Origin of the sequence: Roseateles oligotrophus, from assembly GCF_014204525.1 — a bacterium.
Classification (GTDB): Bacteria; Pseudomonadota; Gammaproteobacteria; order Burkholderiales; family Burkholderiaceae_C; genus Paucibacter_A; species Paucibacter_A oligotrophus_A.
This window is the reverse complement of sequence record NZ_JACHLP010000004.1, coordinates 122,015-141,631: the sequence shown is the minus strand read 5'-3', so window position 1 is coordinate 141,631 and position 19,617 is coordinate 122,015. Positions and strand designations below refer to the sequence as shown.

At 64.6% G+C, this 19,617-nt stretch carries 18 protein-coding genes; 7 read left to right on the top strand and 11 right to left on the bottom strand.

Annotation, left to right across the window (positions count from 1 at the left end; genetic code table 11):
- Positions 1-41 precede the first annotated feature (41 nt).
- Positions 42-1,838, top strand: coding sequence for a glutamine--tRNA ligase/YqeY domain fusion protein (locus HNP55_RS10780; protein ID WP_184299098.1), 1,797 nt, complete (start codon positions 42-44; stop codon positions 1,836-1,838).
- Between the two features lie 61 nt (positions 1,839-1,899).
- On the opposite strand, the gene HNP55_RS10775 is transcribed toward HNP55_RS10780, so the two are convergent.
- The 8 genes from HNP55_RS10775 to HNP55_RS24650 form a co-directional block, all read right to left on the bottom strand.
- Positions 1,900-2,166, bottom strand: coding sequence for a hypothetical protein (locus HNP55_RS10775; protein WP_348648690.1), 267 nt, complete (start codon positions 2,164-2,166; stop codon positions 1,900-1,902).
- A gap of 248 nt (positions 2,167-2,414) precedes the next feature.
- Positions 2,415-3,827, bottom strand: a complete 1,413-nt coding sequence (gene dbpA, locus HNP55_RS10770; RefSeq protein ID WP_184299096.1) for an ATP-dependent RNA helicase DbpA — start codon at positions 3,825-3,827, stop codon at positions 2,415-2,417.
- A 19-nt stretch (positions 3,828-3,846) separates the two neighbouring features.
- Positions 3,847-4,227, bottom strand: a complete 381-nt coding sequence (locus tag HNP55_RS10765) for a translation initiation factor Sui1 (RefSeq protein ID WP_184299094.1) — start codon at positions 4,225-4,227, stop codon at positions 3,847-3,849.
- 30 nt (positions 4,228-4,257) lie between these two features.
- Complete coding sequence (locus tag HNP55_RS10760; RefSeq protein ID WP_184299731.1) at positions 4,258-5,214, bottom strand: tRNA dihydrouridine synthase; 957 nt, start codon at positions 5,212-5,214, stop codon at positions 4,258-4,260.
- 14 nt (positions 5,215-5,228) lie between these two features.
- Complete coding sequence (locus HNP55_RS10755) at positions 5,229-5,738, bottom strand: YgjP-like metallopeptidase domain-containing protein (RefSeq protein ID WP_184299092.1); 510 nt, start codon at positions 5,736-5,738, stop codon at positions 5,229-5,231.
- Positions 5,735-7,630, bottom strand: coding sequence for a M3 family metallopeptidase (locus tag HNP55_RS10750; protein WP_184299090.1), 1,896 nt, complete (start codon positions 7,628-7,630; stop codon positions 5,735-5,737). Before HNP55_RS10750 ends, HNP55_RS10755 begins: the two co-directional genes overlap by 4 nt.
- A 66-nt stretch (positions 7,631-7,696) precedes the next feature.
- Positions 7,697-9,268, bottom strand: a complete 1,572-nt coding sequence (locus HNP55_RS10745; protein ID WP_184299089.1) for a methyl-accepting chemotaxis protein — start codon at positions 9,266-9,268, stop codon at positions 7,697-7,699.
- Positions 9,269-9,597: 329 nt separating this feature from the next.
- A complete protein-coding gene (locus HNP55_RS24650; protein WP_281385249.1) occupies positions 9,598-11,166 on the bottom strand; it encodes a methyl-accepting chemotaxis protein in 1,569 nt (522 codons plus the stop codon).
- A 165-nt stretch (positions 11,167-11,331) separates the two neighbouring features.
- On the opposite strand from HNP55_RS24650, the gene HNP55_RS24275 reads away from it, so the two are divergent.
- From HNP55_RS24275 to HNP55_RS10720, 4 genes are all read left to right on the top strand, one after another.
- Positions 11,332-11,670, top strand: coding sequence for a 2Fe-2S iron-sulfur cluster-binding protein (locus HNP55_RS24275; RefSeq protein ID WP_184299087.1), 339 nt, complete (start codon positions 11,332-11,334; stop codon positions 11,668-11,670).
- Between the two features lie 169 nt (positions 11,671-11,839).
- Positions 11,840-12,430 carry a 1-acyl-sn-glycerol-3-phosphate acyltransferase gene (locus HNP55_RS10730; protein WP_184299085.1) on the top strand — a complete coding sequence of 197 codons (591 nt, stop codon included), beginning with the start codon at positions 11,840-11,842 and terminating at the stop codon, positions 12,428-12,430.
- Positions 12,427-12,666 (top strand): VF530 family DNA-binding protein, encoded by a 240-nt coding sequence (locus HNP55_RS10725; RefSeq protein ID WP_184299083.1) that lies wholly within the window; start codon positions 12,427-12,429, stop codon positions 12,664-12,666. Before HNP55_RS10730 ends, HNP55_RS10725 begins: the two co-directional genes overlap by 4 nt.
- Positions 12,667-12,804: 138 nt before the next feature.
- Positions 12,805-14,322 (top strand): BCCT family transporter, encoded by a 1,518-nt coding sequence (locus HNP55_RS10720; RefSeq protein WP_184299081.1) that lies wholly within the window; start codon positions 12,805-12,807, stop codon positions 14,320-14,322.
- 15 nt (positions 14,323-14,337) lie between these two features.
- On the opposite strand, the gene minE is transcribed toward HNP55_RS10720, so the two are convergent.
- The 3 genes from minE to minC form a co-directional block, all read right to left on the bottom strand.
- Positions 14,338-14,598 (bottom strand): cell division topological specificity factor MinE, encoded by a 261-nt coding sequence (minE, locus tag HNP55_RS10715; RefSeq protein WP_184299079.1) that lies wholly within the window; start codon positions 14,596-14,598, stop codon positions 14,338-14,340.
- 12 nt (positions 14,599-14,610) lie between these two features.
- The gene (gene minD, locus HNP55_RS10710; RefSeq protein WP_184299077.1) at positions 14,611-15,426 is read right to left on the bottom strand and encodes a septum site-determining protein MinD; all 816 of its coding nucleotides are present in this window, start codon (positions 15,424-15,426) and stop codon (positions 14,611-14,613) included.
- 89 nt (positions 15,427-15,515) lie between these two features.
- Positions 15,516-16,337 (bottom strand): septum site-determining protein MinC, encoded by an 822-nt coding sequence (minC, locus tag HNP55_RS10705; RefSeq protein ID WP_184299727.1) that lies wholly within the window; start codon positions 16,335-16,337, stop codon positions 15,516-15,518.
- A 762-nt stretch (positions 16,338-17,099) separates the two neighbouring features.
- On the opposite strand from minC, the gene HNP55_RS10700 reads away from it, so the two are divergent.
- Positions 17,100-17,297 (top strand): hypothetical protein, encoded by a 198-nt coding sequence (locus HNP55_RS10700; RefSeq protein WP_184299075.1) that lies wholly within the window; start codon positions 17,100-17,102, stop codon positions 17,295-17,297.
- A gap of 217 nt (positions 17,298-17,514) precedes the next feature.
- Entirely contained in the window at positions 17,515-19,560 is a 2,046-nt protein-coding gene (gene metG, locus HNP55_RS10695) for a methionine--tRNA ligase (protein WP_184299073.1), read from the top strand.
- Positions 19,561-19,617: the final 57 nt, after the last annotated feature.

Here is a 19,617-nt window from a genome sequence, read left to right as displayed (position 1 = left end):
ATTCCAAACCAGCGGCCCACCCCGGCCGCTCCGACAAGCCGATGTCCCATCCCACCGAAGACGCTCTCAAGCCCAGCAATTTCCTGCGCGCCATCATCGAACGCGACCTGGAGCAAGGCAGTCTGCAGGGACGTCATTTCGCCGGCACGCCGGGCGATGCCGCCCACCACGAGGCCGGCCCGCTGGACCCGGCCAAGATCCGCACCCGCTTCCCGCCCGAGCCCAATGGCTATCTGCACATCGGCCACGCCAAGAGCATCTGCCTGAACTTCGGCCTGGCGCGCGACTACGGCGGCATCTGCCATCTGCGCTTCGACGATACCAATCCCGAGAAGGAAGAGCAGGAGTACGTCGACGCCATCAAGGAGATGGTGAGTTGGCTGGGCTGGAAGTGGGAGCGCGCCGACGCGAGCGGCCACAACACTTCGCACCTGTTCTACGCCAGCAATTACTTCGACTTCATGTACCGCGCGGCCGAGTATCTGGTGACGGCCGGCCTGGCCTATGTGGACGAGCAGACGCCCGAAGCCATGCGGGCCAACCGCGGCGATTTCTCCACCCCCGGCACCGACAGCCCCTTCCGCAGCCGCTCGCCCGAAGAAAACCTGGCCCGCCTGCGCGAGATGAAGAACGGCGTCCACCCGGACGGCGCCATGGTGCTGCGCGCCAAGATCGATATGGCCTCGCCCAATATCAATCTGCGCGACCCGGCGCTCTACCGCATCCGCCGCGCCACCCACCACAACACCGGTGACGCCTGGTGCATCTACCCGATGTACACCTTTGCCCACCCCATCGAGGACGCACTGGAGCGCATCACCCACAGCATCTGCACGCTGGAGTTCGAGGACCAGCGCCCCTTCTACGACTGGCTGCTGGGCAAGCTGGCCGAGGGCGGCCTGCTGGCCCATCCCCTGCCGCATCAATACGAATTCGGCCGCCTCAACCTGAGCTATGTCGTCACCTCCAAGCGCAAGCTGCGCCAACTGGTGGACGAAGGCCATGTAAGCGGCTGGGACGACCCCCGCATGCCCACGCTGGCGGGCATGCGCCGACGCGGCTACACGCCCGAGAGTGTGCGCGCCATGGTGGAGGCCACCGGCGTGACCAAGAGCAATGCCTGGCTGGACTACGCCGTGCTGGACGGCTGCCTGCGTACGGACCTGGAAGGCAAGGCGGCCCGCGCCTGCGCCGTGCTGGACCCGCTCAAGCTCAAGCTGACGAACTGGGCCGAGCTATTCGGCAGCGAGGCCCACCGCGAGGCCTGCAGCGCCCCGGCCCACCCCCACCACCCCGAGATGGGCTTGCGCCAGTTCACGCTGGGCCCCGAGGTCTGGGTGGAGCAGGAAGACTTTATGGAAGTGCCGGTCAAGGGCTATCACCGCCTGTATCCGGGCAATAAGGCACGCCTGAAGTACGGCTATGTGATCGAGTGCAGCGGCTGCGAGAAGGACGCGGAGGGCAAGGTCACGGCCGTGCTGGCCCGCGTCGTGCCCGATACCAAGAGCGGCACGCCGGGCGCGGACAGCGTCAAGGTCAAGGGTGTGATCACCTGGGTGGGTGCGCACGAGGCGGTGGCGGCCGAGCTGCGGCTTTACGACCGCCTGTTCACCGTAGCCCAGCCGGGCACGGGCGAGGCCGACTTCTTGACGGAGCTGAACCCGGCCAGCTGCAAAATCGTGACGGGCTATCTAGAGCCCTCGCTGGCCCAGTGGCCGGCGGCGCTGCAAGTGCAGTTCGAGCGCCACGGTTATTTCGTCAGCGACCGGGTGGATCACCAGGCCGACAAGCCGGTCTTCAACAAGATTACCGGCCTGCGCGACGGCTGGGGCAAATAAGCCCGGGAAACGATTCGGGCCGGACGCCGGCCCGTCTTAGAACTTGTCCGCAAATAGCCGATCAAGCCTCGCAAACCTGCACCAGGGGGGCCGCGTACTCGCGGCCCACGACGGCACGGGCGAAGAGATAGTTCTCCAGGGCCTTGGCACTCAGCGCGTCCAGCTGCACATCGCCACGGGCGTTGCAGGGGAAGGCCAGGGCCTTGCCGGTGTGAAACAAGGATTGGAAGCGCAACTCAAACTGGCTCGTTTCACGCGGGTCACGCGCCTCACGCGGCTTGGGGTTGTTCAATTGCAGGTCCATGCTGTTCTCCAACGATGCCGCCATATTCGGCGGCTCCATGCTTCAAGACTAGGCCCCGTATGAGGGGGAAACCATGTGCAAAGGTCTCGAAATGAGGTCAGACAAAAGCCCCACATGCACTAAGACTTGCACTGACATCAATAAATCACGAATGACGCGCTGCACGGCTACAACGCGAGCGCTGCATCTTCGGTTGAACCCGGCGCCGCAAGAGGCCGTTCGGGAAGAGGCCCGACTCTAAATCCCGAGTCCAGGGCCTCTTGGCCGGCGGCTCAGCCGAGCTCGGCCAGATCGGCCATGCGGCGCACCTTGACCTTGCGCCCCTTGAGCTTGCCGTTAGACAAGCGCTTCACCGCTTCGCGCGCGATCTCGCGCGACACCGCCACATAGCTGTGGAACTCGGTGATATTGATCTTGCCGATCTGCTCGGCCTTGAAGCCGGCCTCGCCCGTCAGGGCACCCAGGATGTCGCCGGGGCGGATCTTCTCCTTGCGCCCACCGAGGATCTGCAAGGTGTCCATGGGGGGCAGCAGCGCGCCGCCCGCAGCCGGCTGCAAGTCCGCCAGCTTCTGCCAAGTGAACTCGCGGCCCAGCATCTGCTCGATGCGGCCGACCCGGCCCATCTCATCGAGGCTGGCCAGGCTCAGAGCCAGGCCCTCGGCGCCGGCACGGCCGGTGCGGCCGATGCGGTGCACATGCACCTCCATATCGGGCGTCATCTCCACATTGATGACGCATTCCAGCTGGGCGATGTCCAGGCCACGGGCCGCCACATCGGTGGCCACCAGCACCGAACAGCTGCGGTTGGCGAACTGGATCAGCACCTGGTCGCGCTCGCGCTGCTCCAGGTCGCCATGCAGGGCAAAAGCGATCAAGCCCTGGGCCTGCAGCACATCGACCAGATCACGGCATTGCTGCTTGGTATTACAAAAGGCGATCGTGCTGGCCGGACGGAAATGCGCCAGCAGCTGGGAGACGGCATGCAAGCGCTCGTCCTCGCGCACCTCGAAAGCCAGTTGGCGGATCTGCGTCGGCGCCTGCGTTGTGGCGGCCGCCGAGAGCTTGACCTCCTTGGGCTCGCGCATGAACTGGGCGCTCAAGCGGGCAATGCCTTCCGGGTAGGTGGCCGAGAACAGCAGGGTCTGGCGCTTCTTCGGGGCTTGTTTGGCGACGGTGACGATGTCGTCGAAGAAGCCCATGTCCAGCATGCGGTCGGCCTCGTCCAGCACCAGGGTGTTGAGGGCCTTCAGCGTCAGGCTGCCACGTTCCAGATGGTCCATCACCCGGCCGGGCGTGCCGACGGCGATATGGCAGCCAAAGCCCAGGCTGTCCATCTGGGGCTTCATGGGCGTGCCACCGCACAGGGTCAGGATCTTGATATTGTCGGCCGCGCGAGCCAGGCGGCGCAGCTCCTGCGTGACCTGATCGGCCAGCTCGCGGGTGGGGCACAGCACCAGGGCCTGCACATTGAAACAATCGGCATCCAGGCGATGCAGCAAGGACAGGGCAAAGGCGGCCGTCTTGCCGCTGCCGGTCTGGGCCTGGGCGATCAGATCATGGCCTTGCAGGGCCAGGGGCAGGCTGGCGGCCTGGATGGGCGTCATCTGCGCATAACCCAGCTGGGCCAGATTGGCCTGCATGGCGGGGCTCAAGGGCAAATGAGCGAAGGAGAGTTTGTCATTCATCGCGGGATTATCCCAGGGCCTAGCCACCCGCCTGCTTCACCGTCCAAGTACCTTTCTTCTTCAGCAGCTCGATGACGCGCTCGCGGTGGTCGCCCTGCACCTCGATCACCCCGTCTTTCACCGTGCCGCCCGAGCCGCAGGCGGCCTTCAATTCCTTGCCCAGGGCGATCAGCTCGGGCTCGGCCAGCGGCACGCCCTTGACCAGGGTCACGCCCTTGCCGGCCCGGCCCTTGGTTTCGCGCGAGACGCGCACGATGCCATCGCCCTTGGGCAGCACCGGCCGGCCGCAGCGGCAATCGGCCTTGGCCTGGCGGCAGTCCGGGCAGGTGCGGCCGCTGTCGGTGGAATAGACTAGGCCGCTGAGCTGACCCAGGCCGGACAGAGTTTGTTTGGATTTCATGAGGACTCAATCACTTGCAAAACGGTGGATTCAAGCGGCCAGGGCACAAAGCTCGGCCTCGAGCTGCGGCGAGCCGCGGCGGCCGAACATCTGCGCGTGCAGATCCGCCGCCTCGTTGACGGTGCGCAGGCGCAGATAGGCCTCCTCGGCCTCCGGGTAGTGGCGGCGCAGATAGTGCAGCCACTGCTTGAGCCGGCCGGCCTGGTGGCGGGCCGCCACGTTCTGGCGGACCTGCAGGAAAAAGACTTCCATCAAGGGCAGCAATTCGCCCCAAGTCAGCGCAGGCGCAGCCGGTGAGCGAATGGCCAGGGCCAGGCCCGGATGGGCCACCATGCCACGACCCAGCATCAAGTCCTCGCAGCCACTCTGGGCACGGGCGGCCTGGGCGTCCGCCGGCGTCCAGATCTCGCCATTGGCCACCACGCCTACCCGCACATTCGCACGCACCTCGGCAATGCGGTCCCAGTAGGCCGGAGGCTTGTAGCCATCGGCCTTGGTGCGGGCATGGATGACCAGTTCCTCCGCCCCGCCCGCCACCATGGCCTGGGCGCAGTCCAGGGTGCGGTGGCTGTCCATATAGCCCAGGCGCATCTTGGCGGACAAGGGCATGCCCGGCGGCATGGCGCGGCGCACGGCGGCGACGATCTCGTAAATCAGCTCGGGCTCGTCCAGCAGCACCGCGCCGCCGCGATGGCGATTGACGCATTTGGCCGGGCAGCCGAAATTGAGGTCGATGCCGGCCGGGCCCAGGGCCGCCAGCTTGGCCGCGTTCTCGGCCATGCAGACGGGGTCGGAGCCCAGCAGCTGCGCCCGCACCGGCACGCCCGCGGCGGTGCGCCCGCCGTTCAAAAGCTCGGGCACGATGCGGGTGAAGACACGGTTAGGCATCAACATATCGGTGATGCGTATGAACTCGGACACGCAGCGGTCAACGCCGCCGACACGAGTCAGTGCGTCGCGCAGCATGTGGTCGAGCAGCCCCTCCATCGGTGCCAGGAGAATCACAAGGAACTCCCGGCTGCCTGCAAATCCAGATGCGTCATGTACAGGCGCAGATCGAACTCCAGCTGGGCGTAATTGGGCGCCATGTGGTGGCAGAGCTGGTAGAAGGCCTTGTTGTGCTCCTGCTCCTTCAGATGGGCCAGCTCGTGCACGACGATCATCTTCAGGAACTCGGCCGGTGCCTCGCGGAACAGGCTGGCGACGCGGATCTCGCGCTTGGCCTTGAGCTTTGAGCCCTGCACCCGCGAGGCCCGGGTATGCGTACCCAGGGCATGCTGGATGACCTTGAGCTTGGCATCGAAACAGACCTTGCTCAAAGGCTCGGAGCTGCGCAGATAACGCGTTTTCAGCGCCTGCGTGTAGTCGAACAAGGCGGCGTCGCTGCGCACCTGGTTGGCCTCGGGGTAGCGGCGCGCCAGCGTCTCGCCCAGGCGGCCAGCATCGATGATTTGCTGGACTTGGGCTTGCAGCTCGGGCGGGTAGCCATTCAGGTACTTCAGGGGACTCACGGGGCAGGAACAGTCTCGGGCAGGCTGGGGAAGCGCCGGGCCACCCAGGCCTCAAAAGCCTGGCACATGGCCTCGTCACCGCCCGAATTGTCCGCGATCAGCTCCGCCCCATGGACCAGGCGGATATGGGCGGCCAGATCATCGGCCGGCGTCAGCGCTGTTTGGCCGCGCTGCGCCGCCGCCGCCATGCAGGCCTGCGCCTGGGCCCAGGCCTCGTCCACCGAGGCATTGCAGGCCTCGGCCAGATAGCGGGCCGAGAAGCCCTCGCCCGTCAGGCTGCGCAGCGTGGCGTCGTGGTCGATGCTGTTTCCCGGCAGCCAGTAGTGCTGGCGCAGGGCCGGGCCGATCAAAGGGTTGTCACACAGATAACCCTGCTCGCGCAGGAAGAAGGCGCGGGTCTGGTAGACCGCCATATGGGCCAGCAGATAGCCCTGGTAGGAGGCGGCCGACTCCTGGTTCAGCAGGTGCGGGATGGCCAGCATGGGGCGCGGGCTGAGCACGCCCAGCACCCGCAGCTCGGTGGCGCGGGCCAGATTGAGCACGGCCTCGGCCGTCAGCTCCGCATCGCTCAGGGCGTACAGAGCCGCTTCGAAATAGGGGACGACGGCGATGGAGCGCTCCTCAAACGCCCGCAGCGGCTGGCTGCTGGCGATGCGGGCCTGGATCAAGTCCTCGGGCATGGCCTCACCGGCGGCATTGCGGGCATAACGCTTGAGCCAGTCGGCATCGTTCAAGAGACTGTCGCAGAACATGGACTGCGTCTCGGCATAGGCCATGGAGGTCGGCGCGAACTCTTGGGCAAAGCAGGGCGCGTTCTGCGCCACATTGGACATATGGGCGGCATGCCCGCCCTCGTGGAACAAGGTGTTGATGCCGCGCAGGCCGCTGCCCAGCTGATCGGGCTTGGCGGTGGCGGTGAAGTTGACCGCCGCCGCCACCCACTCGCCGCGCTCGTTCACATAGCAGGGCACGGGGCTGTGGCAAAAGCCGTTCTGATACTTGCCCGGCCGCTCCAGCAGGTCCAGTTGCAGGCTGGCGCCGCGGTACTGGATGCCCAGGCGCTTGAAGCTTTCCACCCAGCGGCGCAGGGCCGCGGAGAAAGGCATGTACTCGTCCATGCGCCGCACCACATCGCCGGCGCTGTAGAAACGCAGATTCCAGGGCTGCAAGGCCTGCAGCCCATGTTTGGAGGCCAGGTCCGCATGGGCGCGCTGCTGCGCGGCCTGGGTGCGGGCCACAAAATCGTCCAGGATGGCCATCAGCTGCTGCGGCGCCATGCGCTCGTTCTTGCGCAGCTTGAGCTCGAAGTAATTGCCAAAACCCAGGGCACGGGCCAGACGGTTGCGCAGCTTGACCAGGTCCAGGAAGCCGTTGGCCAGCACCCAGTGCTCGATCGCCTGCATGCCCTCGAAGGAGCTGCGCCGCTGCGCCTCCACCGGATTGCTGGCCGCATTGGTGGCCAGCATGGACAGCGAGGCCACTTCCGATTCGCCGCGCTCATTGATGTGGCGGATCTCCAGCCCACGCTTCTTGGCGAACAGCGCCGCCTCGGCCGCGATCAAGTCCTGCATCAGGGCGCGGCCTTCATCGTTGTCGATGATATTGGCCTCGAACAGCGCCAGCCAACCGCGCAGACCGTGCAGCAGGGCCGCGTGTTCGCCGGCCTCGGCGCTCGTCGGACTATGGCCGCTCAGGCGGGCGAGATGCGCCCGCGTTTGCTGCAAGGCCTGCGGGTCGGAGATGAAATTCTTATAAGCCGTCTCGGCCCGGGCAAAGCCCTCGGCGTCCTCGCTGGTGGCCATATAGGTGGACCAGAACAGCTCTTCCTTGGCCCGGTGGACGGCGTTGTAAGCGTGGTTGAGCTGGTCGAAATAGGCGCGGGCGGCTTGCATGGCGGGGCTGTGGTGGCGGCGTCAAAGAGGGCCACAAGCATAGCGCCGGTCTGCAGAGGTTTTTTCTCAGGCCGGGGCCCGCAGCTTGAACACCCCCACCGCCCGCACCAGGTTCTGTGCCTGCTGGCTGAGGCTATCCGCTGCAGCGGCCGACTCCTCCACCAGGGCGGCATTTTGCTGGGTCACCTGGTCCAACTGGCCGACGGCAAGGCTGATCTCCCCCAAACCCTCGGTCTGCTGCCGGCTGGCCTGGCGGATGCTGCCCATCAAGCCGGCAACCTGCTTCACCTGGCCGACGATTTCGCCCATGGTCTTGCCCGCTTCACCCACCAGGCGATGACCCAACTCCACCTTGTCCACATTGCTGCCTATCAGCGTCTTGATCTCCTTGGCCGCAGCCGCACTGCGCTGTGCCAGATTGCGCACCTCGGTGGCCACCACCGAGAAACCGCGTCCATGCTCACCCGCACGGGCCGCCTCGATCGCCGCATTCAGGGCCAGGATATTGGTCTGGAAGGCGATGTCGTCGATCAGGCAGGTGATCTCCGCAATCTGCTGCGAGGCCTGATTGATCTCAGCCATGGTCGCCACCACCTGTGCGACCGCCTGTCCGCCCTGGTCAGCCACCTCGCAAGCCGTCCCCACCATGACGTGGGCCCGTCCGGCCGCATCGGCATTGCCGCTCACCGTGCTGGAAAGCTGCTCCATCGAAGCCGCCGTCTGCTGCAGATTGCTGGCCTGCTCTTCTGTGCGTTGCGACAGGTCGAGATTGCCGCGCGCGATCTGCTCGGCGCTGTTGGCGATGCTGTCGCTATTGCCACGCACCGAGTTGACCAGGCCGGCCAGGGACTCCTGCATGCTGTGCATGGCCGCCATCACGCTGCCCGGTCTGGCCCGCGACACATCGATGACGGTGCTCAGATCGCCCGCCGCCACGGCGCCCGCGACCCTCGCCACCTCGGCCGGCTCACCGCCCAGTTGGCGCGTCAGGCGCCGTGTCAGCAGCACACCGACCAAGGCTCCCAGGGCCAGCCCCCCCAAGGTCAGTCCGATCATGACTTCACGAATGCTGGCATAGATGCGCTCGGTCTCCGCATTGAGATGCGCGGCCGCGCTGTTCTTTCGCTCGACCAGCTGGGCCATCAAGTTGTCCGCCACATCGCCGGTCATGCTGATCCCATGCAGGGCGGCGACCGCGGCACTGGGCTCGCCCAGCGACTCCTTGCGCAGCAACTGAACGACTTGCAGCGCGTCCTCCTCGTAGGCATGGGCAGCACGCATGGCCTCCTGCATCAGGGCCTGACCGGCCGGTGTACTGAAGGTCGTCGCGGCCGTGTCCAGCTCTTTGTGCATGGCACGAACGTTTTTTTCCACGGCGGCGAGTTGCAAGTCCCTGTCCTGCTCGGTCGTTGCCACGATGGCACCCCGCAGATGCCGGCCTGCGGCCAGCAGATGCATATTGGCCTCGGCCGTATGGCGCAGGCCCACGGTCTCGCGGTCATACATCTGCGAGGCCAAATCATTGAGCTGGCGGCTCTTCATCACACCATGAGTACCGATCAGGCCGCCGAGGGCGGCCACGATCAAGAAGCCGCCAGTCAACTGTGTGGCGACACTGAGTTTTTTAAAAAATTCCATTGGATCTTGTTTCGAGGAATCAGTTGGCGGCAACAAGGGATGCAAGCCCATCACGGGCCAGAATCCGAGCGGCGACTGGCGTTGCCGCAATGCAGTCACGCACGCCTGCCGGGGCTGCGACCTTTTCATCGCGCATGAACGGCCTCAGCAAAGCCCCGTAATCTCCTGTTCACCGGGCACCCGCGCATCTCACGATGTTCAGCGTGCCGTCAGTCTATGCAAATCGGTTTCGGCTGCAAAGCAACCGAAGCACGCGCTCGGCATCGCCGAGAAATTCGTCACGGCCGAGTGACTCGTTATTCCATTGTCATATGCGCCAATACTGAGACTCAACCCAGCTGCAGCTTGAACACCCCCACCGCCCGCACCAGCGTCTGCGCCTGCTGACTCAGGCTTTCGGCCGCGGCGGCGGACTCCTCCACCAGGGCGGCGTTTTGCTGGGTGACCTGATCGAGCTGGCTCACCGCCTCGCTGACCTGGCCTATGCCCGTGGTCTGCTCCAGCGTCGCCGTGCTGATGGCGTTGATGAGCTGGGTTACCTGCTGCACCTGGGCCACGATATCGCCCATGGTGGCGCCGGCCTCGCCCACCAGGCGGCTGCCGGCATCGACCTTGTCCACGCTATTGACGATCAAGACCTTGATCTCCTTGGCCGCCTCGGCGCTGCGCTGGGCCAGGCCGCGCACCTCGCTGGCCACGACCGCGAAGCCACGCCCCTGCTCACCGGCGCGGGCGGCTTCGACGGCCGCGTTCAAGGCCAGGATATTGGTCTGGAAGGCGATGCCATCGATGACGCCGATGATGTCCGAAATCTTGCGCGAGGCATTGTTGATCTCTTCCATGGTGGCGACCACATCGCCCACCACCTGGCCACCGCGGCTGGCCACCTCGCTGGCCGCGCTGGCCAGGCCGCTGGCCTGGCGGGCCACATCGGCATTGCTGCGCACGGTGCCCGAGATCTGCTCCATCGACGCCGCCGTCTGCTGCAGATTGCTGGCCTGCTCCTCGGTGCGCTGCGAGAGGTCGGAGTTGCCGGTGGCGATCTGGCCCGCACCCATGGCGATGCTGTCGCTGCTGCTGCGCACCGTGCTGACCACCCGGCGCAGCGAGGCCTGCATCTCGTGCATGGCCTCGATCACGCTGCCGGGCCGAGCCCGGGAGGTGTCGATCTGGGTGCTCAGATCGCCGGCCGCCACGGCCACCGCCACCTTGGCCACATCGGCGGGTTCACCGCCCAGCTGCCGGGTCAGATTGCGGGTCAGGACCACGCCAATCGTCACGCCCACCGCCAGGCCACCCAAGGTCAGCAAAATCATCACGCTGCGGATATTGGCGTAGATCTTGTCGGTTTCGTCATTCAGCGCGCTGGCGGTGGCGTATTTGCGCTCGACCAGCTTGTCCATCAAGGCGTCGGCGCGGTCCCCCACACCCCGCACGGCACTCAGCGCGCTCACCGAGGCCAGGGCCTGACCCTGGGGCTCATGCTGCAATTGCACGATCACCTTGCGTATGCCTTGCTCGTAATCCCGCGAGGCCGCCACCGCGTCCTTCATCATGGCCTGGCCGACTTCGGTGGCAAAGGTCTTGCGGGCGATTTCCAGCTCCTGGTGCATATCCTTCAGATGCTCTTCCACCACCACCAGCTGGCTGCTGCGCTCCTCCAGCGTGGTGGCGAGAATGGCGCTGCGCACATGGCGGCCAACCGCCAGCAGATGCATATTCGCCTCGGCCGTGTGGCGCAGGCCCACGGTCTCGCGTTCATACATCTGCGTGGCGAGATCGTTCAGCTCGCTGCTCTTCAAGACACCGTGGGTGCCGATCAGGGCGGCAATGGCCGCGACGATCAGAAAACCGCCGATCAGCTTGCTGCCGACCTTGATACTGTTGAGCCAATTCATGACAAAAACCCCCTGCTACTTCGGTATAAACCTTGCTAGACGCCGGCCCGCTACCCCAGCGGGCCGTTCGAGACATGACAAAGCACCTCATTCCCTGAGGTTTTATGCTGCCAAAGTCTGCCTGTGTTCGCCGTTAGCCGATCGCTTCATTTACATGAAAAATGCATGGCAAATCAGGACAAACCCCTAAGCCAGGGCAGCACCGGTGCAGCAGACCCCGACCTGCCCGGCCCACACCAAATCAGGGCGCAAGGTCGGCTCAGCGCCGTCTTTGAAGCCCAGGGTTCGCAAAGCCTGTTGCAAGCGGCACTGGCCCAGGGTGTGGCCCTGCCCAGCTCCTGCCGCAACGGCACATGCCGAGCCTGCATCTGCCGGCTGACGGCCGGCCGGATCGCCTACCGCATTGAATGGCCGGGCCTGTCGCGGGAGGAAAAAGCCGAGGGCTGGATCCTGCCCTGCGTGGCCGAGGCGCGCAGCGATCTGAGCCTGGTTTGGCCCGACTGAGGCTCGGCAAAACCGGGCCTGGCGGCCGCCACGAGGCAAGCACGGGATAATCAAGCCCCGACAAAGGCCCAAGAGCACGCCGTTTGCTTTGGCCACTAGCCCCCGTTAGCCCCCTCCTTGCCCCGCATCCGGCCCGCATGCCGGTACCGGGGCTGCCTCCAGATCCTTTATGCACAGAACCATTTTCACCACGCCCGTCGTCAACACGGTGCTGCGGGCCTTCTCAATCGCCTTCCTCAAGCTCAAGGGCTGGAAGCTGGATGGCAGCCTGCCGGCCGAACACGGCAAATGCGTGCTGATCGCCGCCCCCCACACCAGCAACTGGGACCTGCCCTATACCTTGATGGTGGCTTTTGCGTTGCGCCTGAATATTTACTGGATGGGCAAGCGGCAGATCTTCCGCTTCCCCTTCGGCGGCCTGATGCGCTGGCTGGGCGGCATCGAGGTGAACCGCGAGCAGTCCAACAATCTGGTGGCGGCCTCGGCCGCGGCCTTGCGCGCCGCCGATGGCCCGGTGCAATTGATCGTGCCGCCCGAGGGCACGCGCAGCAAGACGCGCTACTGGAAGACCGGCTTCTACTGGATCGCCCACACCGCCCAGGTGCCCATCGTGATGGCCTATATGGACTATGAACGCCGCCTCAGCGGCTTGGGCCCGGTGTTCCAGCCCACTGGCGATATCGAGGCCGATATGCAGGCCATCAAGGCTTACTACGCTCAATTCAAGGGTAAGAACTGGCAGCAATTCGACCACGCATGAACACGTCCAAAGATCCTTTGCACGGCCTCACCCTGGAGGCCATCGTCACCGCCCTGGCGGACTATTTCGGCTGGCAGGAGCTGGGTGAGCGCATCGCCATCCGCTGCTTCCAGAGCGAGCCCAGCGTCGCCTCCAGCCTCAAATTCCTGCGCAAGACGCCTTGGGCCCGCGCCAAGGTGGAGAGTCTCTATCTCTTCATGCTGCGCGAACAGGCGCGGCAGAACAAGGGCCGCTAATGCCTGTCTGACCTGGATTTGGACGGCAACAAGGGCCGGGCATTTGTTGCACACCAGGGTGGCGCTTATGCTGGGCTTGTCGACGGGGGTCAGGTCTTGCCCTGACCTCGCAACACCAGAAGAAAGAAAGGGCTTGAAATGCAGAAATGGATCTCGGCCGGCATCATCGCCGCCGTCGTGCTGTGGGGCTTGATCGCTCCGCAATCCATGTCGCTTTTTTTCAATGGCGCGCTGGCGCAGGTCACCCGCAACTTCGGCTGGCTGTATCTGTGGATCGTGCTGGGCCTGGTGCTGCTGTGCGTGGTGCTGGCCTTCAGCCCCTACGGCCAGCTCAAGCTGGGCAGTGAGGACGAGGAGCCCGAGTTCTCCGGCAGCGCCTGGTTTGCCATGCTCTTCTCGGCCGGCATGGGCATAGGCCTGGTGTTCTGGGGCGTGGCCGAGCCCATCTCCCACTACGTCAACCCGCCGCCCGGCGTGCTGCCGCGCTCGGTCGATGCGGCCAACACGGCCATGCGCTACAGCTTCTTCCACTGGGGCATGCACCCCTGGGCGGTGTACAGCGTCGTGGGCCTGGCGATTGCCTTCTTCCAGTTCCGCCGCAGCAAGCCGGCCCTGATCAGCTCGGCCACCGACGCCCTGCCCTGGCGCTTCGCCCGCCGCATCGGCCCGCTGGCCAATGTGCTGGCCATCGTGGCCACGGCTTTTGGCGTGGCGGCCTCGCTGGGCGTCGGCGCCTTGCAGATCAATGCGGGCCTGAACCGCCTGTTCGGCATGCCGCTGGATTTCGGCTCGCAGCTGATCATCATCGTCGCGACCACCTCGCTCTTCCTGCTCTCCGCCGTCAGCGGCGTGGGCCGGGGCGTGAAGTGGTTGTCCAGCGCCAATCTGATCCTGGGCGCCCTGCTGGCCCTGACGATTCTGCTGCTGGGCCCGACGGTTGCCATCATCGACACCCTGACCAATACCCTGGGCGCCTATCTGGGCGACTTTGTGCGCATGAGCTTGCGCATGACGCCCTTCCGCGACAGCGAATGGGTGGGCAGCTGGACGGTGTTTTACTGGGCCTGGTGGATCTCCTGGTCGCCCTTTGTGGGCGTCTTCATCGCCCGCGTCTCACGCGGGCGCACGATTCGGGAATTCATCCTGGGCACGGTGCTGGCGCCCACGCTGGCGGCGGCCCTGTGGTTCTCCATCTTTGGCGGCACGGCGCTGAATCTGGAGATCTTCAAGCAGATCCCGATCGCCGATGCCGTCAAGCTCGATGTGGCCACCGCCATATTCGCCATGTTCGACGCCCTGCCCCTGGGTGGCTTGATGAGCGTGGCGGCCACCGTGCTGGTGGCGGTCTTCTTCATCACCTCGGGCGACTCCGCCACCCTGGTGCTGAGCATGATGAGCAGCGAAGGCCGGGCCGAACCCAGCAATCGGCTCAAGATCATGTGGGGCCTGCTGGTGGCGGCCATCGCGGCCAGCCTGCTGTCGGTGGGCGGGGTGAACGCGGTGCAGACGGCCACCATCGTCTTTGCCCTGCCCTTCTCCATCGTGCTGATCCTGATCGCCGTCTCGCTATGGCGCGGCGTGCGGGAGGACCATCAGGAAGTGCAGAAGCAGGAGCGCCGGCTGCGCCAGCGCATGCGGCGCCTGATCGACGAGTGATCGCCCGCCCCTCGCTTAACGCGAGGAATCCGGCAGCTCGATCTTGACCTCCAGCACCTCCAGATCGCCGGAGTGCTCGACATTGATCTTGAGGTCCTCGGCCTTGATATTGACGTATTTGGAGATGACGGCGATCAGCTCCTGCTGCAACTGCGGCAGATAGTCCGGCTTGGCCGAGCGGCCATTGCGCTCATGCGCCAGGATCAGCTGCAAACGCTCCTTGGCCACGCTGGCCGTGCTCTTTTTCTCGCCCAGAAAGAAACTCAGAAATCCCATGACCCGGCCTCCTTATTTGCCGCCGAACAGGCGCTTGAAGAGGCTGGGCTTGACGGCCTCGATGAAGCGCATGGGCTTGTCCTCGCCCAGAAAGCGCGCCACCACGTCCTTATAAGCCTCGGACACATCCGTGCCCTGCATATGGATGGCGGGCGAGCCCTGGTTGGAAGCTTGCAGCACCACCTCGGACTCGGGGATCACGCCGATCAGGGGCGTGCGCAGAATCTCGTGGATGTCTTCCAGCGAGAGCATATGGCCGCCCTCGACCCGGTTGGGGTTGTAGCGGGTGATCAGCAGATGCTCCTTGATCGGCTCCTTGCCCTCGATGGCGCGGCGGGTCTTGCTGTTCAGCATGCCCAGGATGCGGTCCGAATCGCGCACCGAAGAGACCTCGGGATTGGTCACCACCAGGGCCTCGTCGGCGAAATGCATGGCCATCAGCGCGCCGGTCTCGATGCCGGCCGGCGAGTCGCAGACGATGTACTCGAAGTCCATGCTCTTGAGCTCTTCCAGCACCCGCTCCACGCCCTCGACCGACAGCGCGTCCTTGTCGCGGGTCTGCGAGGCGGCCAGGATGTAGAGCTTGTCCAGCTGCTTGTCCTTGATCAGGGCCTGGCTGAGCTTGATCTCGTCGTTGATGACATTGATCAGGTCATAGACCACACGGCGTTCGCAGCCCATGATCAGGTCCAGATTGCGCAGGCCCACGTCGAAGTCGATCACGCAGGTCTTGTGGCCGTGCAGGGCCAGGCCGCTTGCAAAACTGGCGCTGGTGGTGGTCTTGCCCACCCCACCCTTGCCGGAGGTCACCACGACTATCTTGGTCATCGAAATCAATCCTTTCAAAAATTCGGTTCAAAAGCGCCGGCCGCTCCCGGCCGGCGCCTGTTCTGTGCATTCGTTTTGCTGGCCCGCACTCACAGCTTGAGCGGCTCCATCAGCAGCTTTTCGCCCTCCAGGCGAATCTGCGCGGCACGGCCCAGCACCGCTTCGGGCAGGGGATTCTCGGTGGTTCGGTAGGTGCCGGCGATGGCAATCAGCTCGGCCTCCAGGCTCAGCGCAAAAATGCGCGCGCCGGTATCGCCCTTCGCACCCGCGATCGCCTTGCCGCGCAAGGGGGCGTAGACATGGATGCTGCCGTCCGCAATCACCTCGGCACCAGGATTGACGAGCGCCAGCACCACCAGGTCGCCGCCCTTGGCATAGACCTGCTGGCCCGAGCGCAGGGGTTTGTCTATCACCAGGGTCTTGGCCACGCCGGCATCAAGGGCCAGAGGTGTCGGCACCTCCACAATCACCTCGCGGACCACTTCGCGAATCACCTCTTGCACAACAGCCGGCGGCAAGGCCGCGGCCTCGGCCTCGGCCCGGGGCTCTTTGCGCGGCGGCGCCTCGTCGGCGGGCGCCTCGGCCAGGCCCAGGGCCAGGGCCTGGTCCAGCTCTTCTGGCAACGCGCCGCGCAAGGCCACGGGCTGCAAGCGATATTGGCGCAACAGGCCGACCAGGGCGGCCACATCGAGCACGGCATCGCCGCCCTCACGCTTGAGCAGGCCAAGGTCCAGCAACAGCGCTTCCTGGCTGAACACATCGGGGGTATCGCCCAGCTTGGCCGCCAGTTCCGCCGCCAACTCGGCCAGCGAGGAGGACTTCAGGACCAGCGCCAGCAGGCTGAGGCTGGCGCTCTTCAACTCGAAAACGTCAGCCGCTCTGGAGCCAGTCCGAGCCGCCGCCCTTCCCATCTGTGCCTGAGCCATCGAATGCTTTGCGGTTATGCGAATCGGAAGATTCTAGTGGCTCAAAAATGAGGCGGGCTCAGGCATTGCCCGCAAGCCGGGGCCAGGGCCCGGAACATCCAACCCGTTCCGCAGGCATGGCCGTGGAAAACAGAAACTTCAGCTATTCGCACAAGCGCTGTGGATTTGAGAGAGCCCTGCCCCCAATTTGAGCAGGCTAGCAAAGTCACAGGCCCCACAAGCACTTAGCGAAGCTATGGTCAGCTCACCCACAAAGATATCCACAAGCGCTGGGGATAGGCGGCCGGCAAAACGGCCGCCAGATGCCAGAAAAGTCCAGAAAACTATGCTAGCCCCGGCGACTTATCCCCATTTCGAAGCGCCGTCAAGAGTCTGTAACCCACATTCGGGCAAGCCCCGATATCCTGAGCAAGCCAGCGCTAAGTTGTTGATTCATATAGATGACCCACAAGTGCCACGAAATGAGGCAAGCTAAGCCCAGGCGCGCTGGGACAAGGGTTTGGAGGCTATGCAAGGCCCTTGTCCACAAAGTTATCCACAGATGCGGTGGATAGCCTTTTCAGGCCATAAGAATCAGCGACTTAGCCGCGTTGTTTGATCCGGTTTTGAAGTTCCAACGCTAACTGAAGTTCAAATTCAAACCCGCCAGGCCCAAGCCTGGCGAGACGAGGGCGAGCCGCAAGTCCCGGCTAGCGGTTACATTGAAGGCAAACCCGCACATTGCGGGCCTCAAGCAGGAGCACGGCTTTGGCCACACCCAACTACTCATACGAAAAACGCCAACGTGAGCTGGCCAAGAAGCGCAAGACCGAAGAAAAACGCCTGCGCAAGGCCAACAAGTCCGAGGGCGGCGACGCGTCGGGCCAGGACGAAAACCAAGACCCGGCCGACGCTGGCGCCGAGCCCGGCGCTGCCGACACCACGCCCCCCAGCGCGGCGGCCTGAGTTCTACTCCCCGCCACAAGACGGCGCAGCGCCTGGAACAAGGCGGCAAACACCCCGCAGGCGCAAGCCCGGTCGCTGTCCAGCCGGCCCCGGCAGAGGCCTAGCGGCCCTCACCGGGGCCGGAGCAAATTCGAGGGCTTGCGAAGGCCTAAAATGCCGCTCTTGCTCTCCCTCCCGGCGCAGCCGCTGAGCCCACCTCACCGTCGCCCCAGACACCATGACCCGCAAGCTTTTCGTCACCACCGCCCTGCCCTACGCCAACGCCAACTTCCATATTGGTCACATCATGGAATACACCCAGGCAGACGTCTGGGTCCGCTTCCAGCGCATGATGGGGCAGGAGGTGTGTTTCGTCTGTGCCGACGATGCCCATGGCGCGCCCATCATGATTGCCGCCGAGAAGGCCGGCATCACCCCGCAGCAATTCGTGGCCAATATCGCCGCCGGCCGCAAAGCCTATCTGGACGGCTTCCACATCAGCTTTGACAACTGGCACTCCACCGACGGCGAGGAAAACCACGAACTGTCCAAGGACGTCTACCGCGCTCTGCGCCGCCAGGAGCTGATCGATGTGAAGTCCATCGAACAGTTCTACGACCCCGAAAAAGGCATGTTCCTGCCCGACCGCTTCATCAAGGGCGAATGCCCCAAATGCGGCGCCAAGGATCAGTACGGCGATTCCTGCGAAAACTGCGGCGCCGTCTACACCCCCACCGAGCTGAAGAACCCCTTCTCCGTGCTGACCGGCGCCACGCCGGTGCTGAAGAGCTCGGAGCATTACTTCTTCAAACTCAGCGACCCGCGCTGCATCGCCTTCCTGGAGGAGTGGACGCAGAGCAGCGGCCGCCTGCAACCCGAGGTCTTCAACAAGATCAAGGAATGGTTTGCCAAGGACGAGGAAGGCAAGGGCGGCCTGGGCGACTGGGACATCAGCCGCGACGCCCCCTACTTCGGCATCGAAATCCCCGACGCGCCGGGCAAGTATTTCTACGTCTGGCTGGACGCCCCCATCGGCTATCTGGCCTCGCTGAAAAATTACTTCGGCAAGACCGGCCGCGACTTCGAGGCCTATATGGCCGACGAGACGGTGGAGCAGATCCACTTCATCGGCAAGGACATCACCTACTTCCACACCTTGTTCTGGCCGGCCATGCTGCACTTCAGCGGCCGCAAAACACCTAACCATGTGTTCGTGCATGGCTTCATGACCGTCAACGGCGGTGAGAAGATGAGCAAGAGCCGCGGCACCGGCCTGGACCCGATGAAGTATCTGGGCCTGGGCCTGAACGCCGAATGGCTGCGCTACTACATCGCCGCCAAGCTGAACAACCGGGTCGAGGACATCGACTTCAACCCCGAGGACTTCGTCGCCCGCATCAATAGCGATCTGGTCGGCAAATACATCAATATCGCCTCGCGCGCGGCCGGTTTCCTAACGAAGCGTTTCGGCGGCCATCTGTCCGGCGACCTGGGCGTGGAAGGCCGCGCCCTGCTGGACGGCCTGCGCGCCCACAGCACCACCATCGCCCAGCTCTTTGAAGAGCGCGAATTCGGCAAGGCCTTGCGCGAGACCATGCTGCTGGCCGACCGCGTCAACGAGTATGTGGACCAGAACAAGCCCTGGGAGCTGGCCAAGCAGGAAGGCAAGGACGCCGTGCTGCAAGACGTCTGCAGCGTCTGCATCGAGGCCTTCCGCCTGCTCACCATCTACCTCAAGCCGGTGCTGCCGGCCCTGGCCGCCAAGGTCGAGACCTTTCTGCGCGTGCCGCCCCTGCAGTTCGCCGACGCCGCCCGCGCCCTTGGCGCCCACCAGATCGGTGCCTACGAACATCTGATGCAGCGGGTCGACGCCAAGCTGGTGGAGGCCTTGTTCGAGGCGCCGCCCGCGCCCAAGCTCACGCCCGGCGGTGAAGACATCGCGCCCGAGATCAAGATCGATGATTTCAGCAAGGTCGATCTGCGCATCGCCAAGATCGTCAAGGCCGAGCATGTGGAAGGTTCGGACAAGCTCTTGCGCCTGACGCTCGACGCCGGCGAAGGCCGACTGCGCAATGTGTTCAGCGGCATCAAGAGCGCCTATCAGCCCGAGCAACTGGAAGGCAAGCTGACCGTGATGGTGGCCAATCTGGCGCCGCGCAAGATGAAGTTCGGCATCAGCGAAGGCATGGTGCTGGCCGCCAGCCACGCCGACCCCAAGGTCAACCCCGGCATCTTTGTGCTGGAACCCTTCCCCGGTGCCCAGCCGGGCATGCGCGTCGGCTGAGCGCTGTTAAAAATCGCCAACAGATGACGGGCCGCTCCTGCAAATTGCAGGGGCGGC

Bases quoted from the DNA above. Each gene is read 5' to 3' on its own strand.
- HNP55_RS10780 (WP_184299098.1), top strand. From the start codon at position 42: ATGTCCCATCCCACCGAAGACGCTCTCAAGCCCAGCAATTTCCTGCGC.
- HNP55_RS10775 (WP_348648690.1), bottom strand. From the start codon at position 2,166: ATGGCGGCATCGTTGGAGAACAGCATGGACCTGCAATTGAACAACCCC.
- dbpA (WP_184299096.1), bottom strand. From the start codon at position 3,827: ATGAATGACAAACTCTCCTTCGCTCATTTGCCCTTGAGCCCCGCCATG.
- HNP55_RS10765 (WP_184299094.1), bottom strand. From the start codon at position 4,227: ATGAAATCCAAACAAACTCTGTCCGGCCTGGGTCAGCTCAGCGGCCTA.
- HNP55_RS10760 (WP_184299731.1), bottom strand. From the start codon at position 5,214: ATGGAGGGGCTGCTCGACCACATGCTGCGCGACGCACTGACTCGTGTC.
- HNP55_RS10750 (WP_184299090.1), bottom strand. From the start codon at position 7,630: ATGCAAGCCGCCCGCGCCTATTTCGACCAGCTCAACCACGCTTACAAC.
- HNP55_RS10745 (WP_184299089.1), bottom strand. From the start codon at position 9,268: ATGGAATTTTTTAAAAAACTCAGTGTCGCCACACAGTTGACTGGCGGC.
- HNP55_RS24650 (WP_281385249.1), bottom strand. From the start codon at position 11,166: ATGAATTGGCTCAACAGTATCAAGGTCGGCAGCAAGCTGATCGGCGGT.
- HNP55_RS24275 (WP_184299087.1), top strand. From the start codon at position 11,332: ATGGCAAATCAGGACAAACCCCTAAGCCAGGGCAGCACCGGTGCAGCA.
- HNP55_RS10730 (WP_184299085.1), top strand. From the start codon at position 11,840: ATGCACAGAACCATTTTCACCACGCCCGTCGTCAACACGGTGCTGCGG.
- HNP55_RS10725 (WP_184299083.1), top strand. From the start codon at position 12,427: ATGAACACGTCCAAAGATCCTTTGCACGGCCTCACCCTGGAGGCCATC.
- HNP55_RS10720 (WP_184299081.1), top strand. From the start codon at position 12,805: ATGCAGAAATGGATCTCGGCCGGCATCATCGCCGCCGTCGTGCTGTGG.
- minE (WP_184299079.1), bottom strand. From the start codon at position 14,598: ATGGGATTTCTGAGTTTCTTTCTGGGCGAGAAAAAGAGCACGGCCAGC.
- minD (WP_184299077.1), bottom strand. From the start codon at position 15,426: ATGACCAAGATAGTCGTGGTGACCTCCGGCAAGGGTGGGGTGGGCAAG.
- minC (WP_184299727.1), bottom strand. From the start codon at position 16,337: ATGGGAAGGGCGGCGGCTCGGACTGGCTCCAGAGCGGCTGACGTTTTC.
- metG (WP_184299073.1), top strand. From the start codon at position 17,515: ATGACCCGCAAGCTTTTCGTCACCACCGCCCTGCCCTACGCCAACGCC.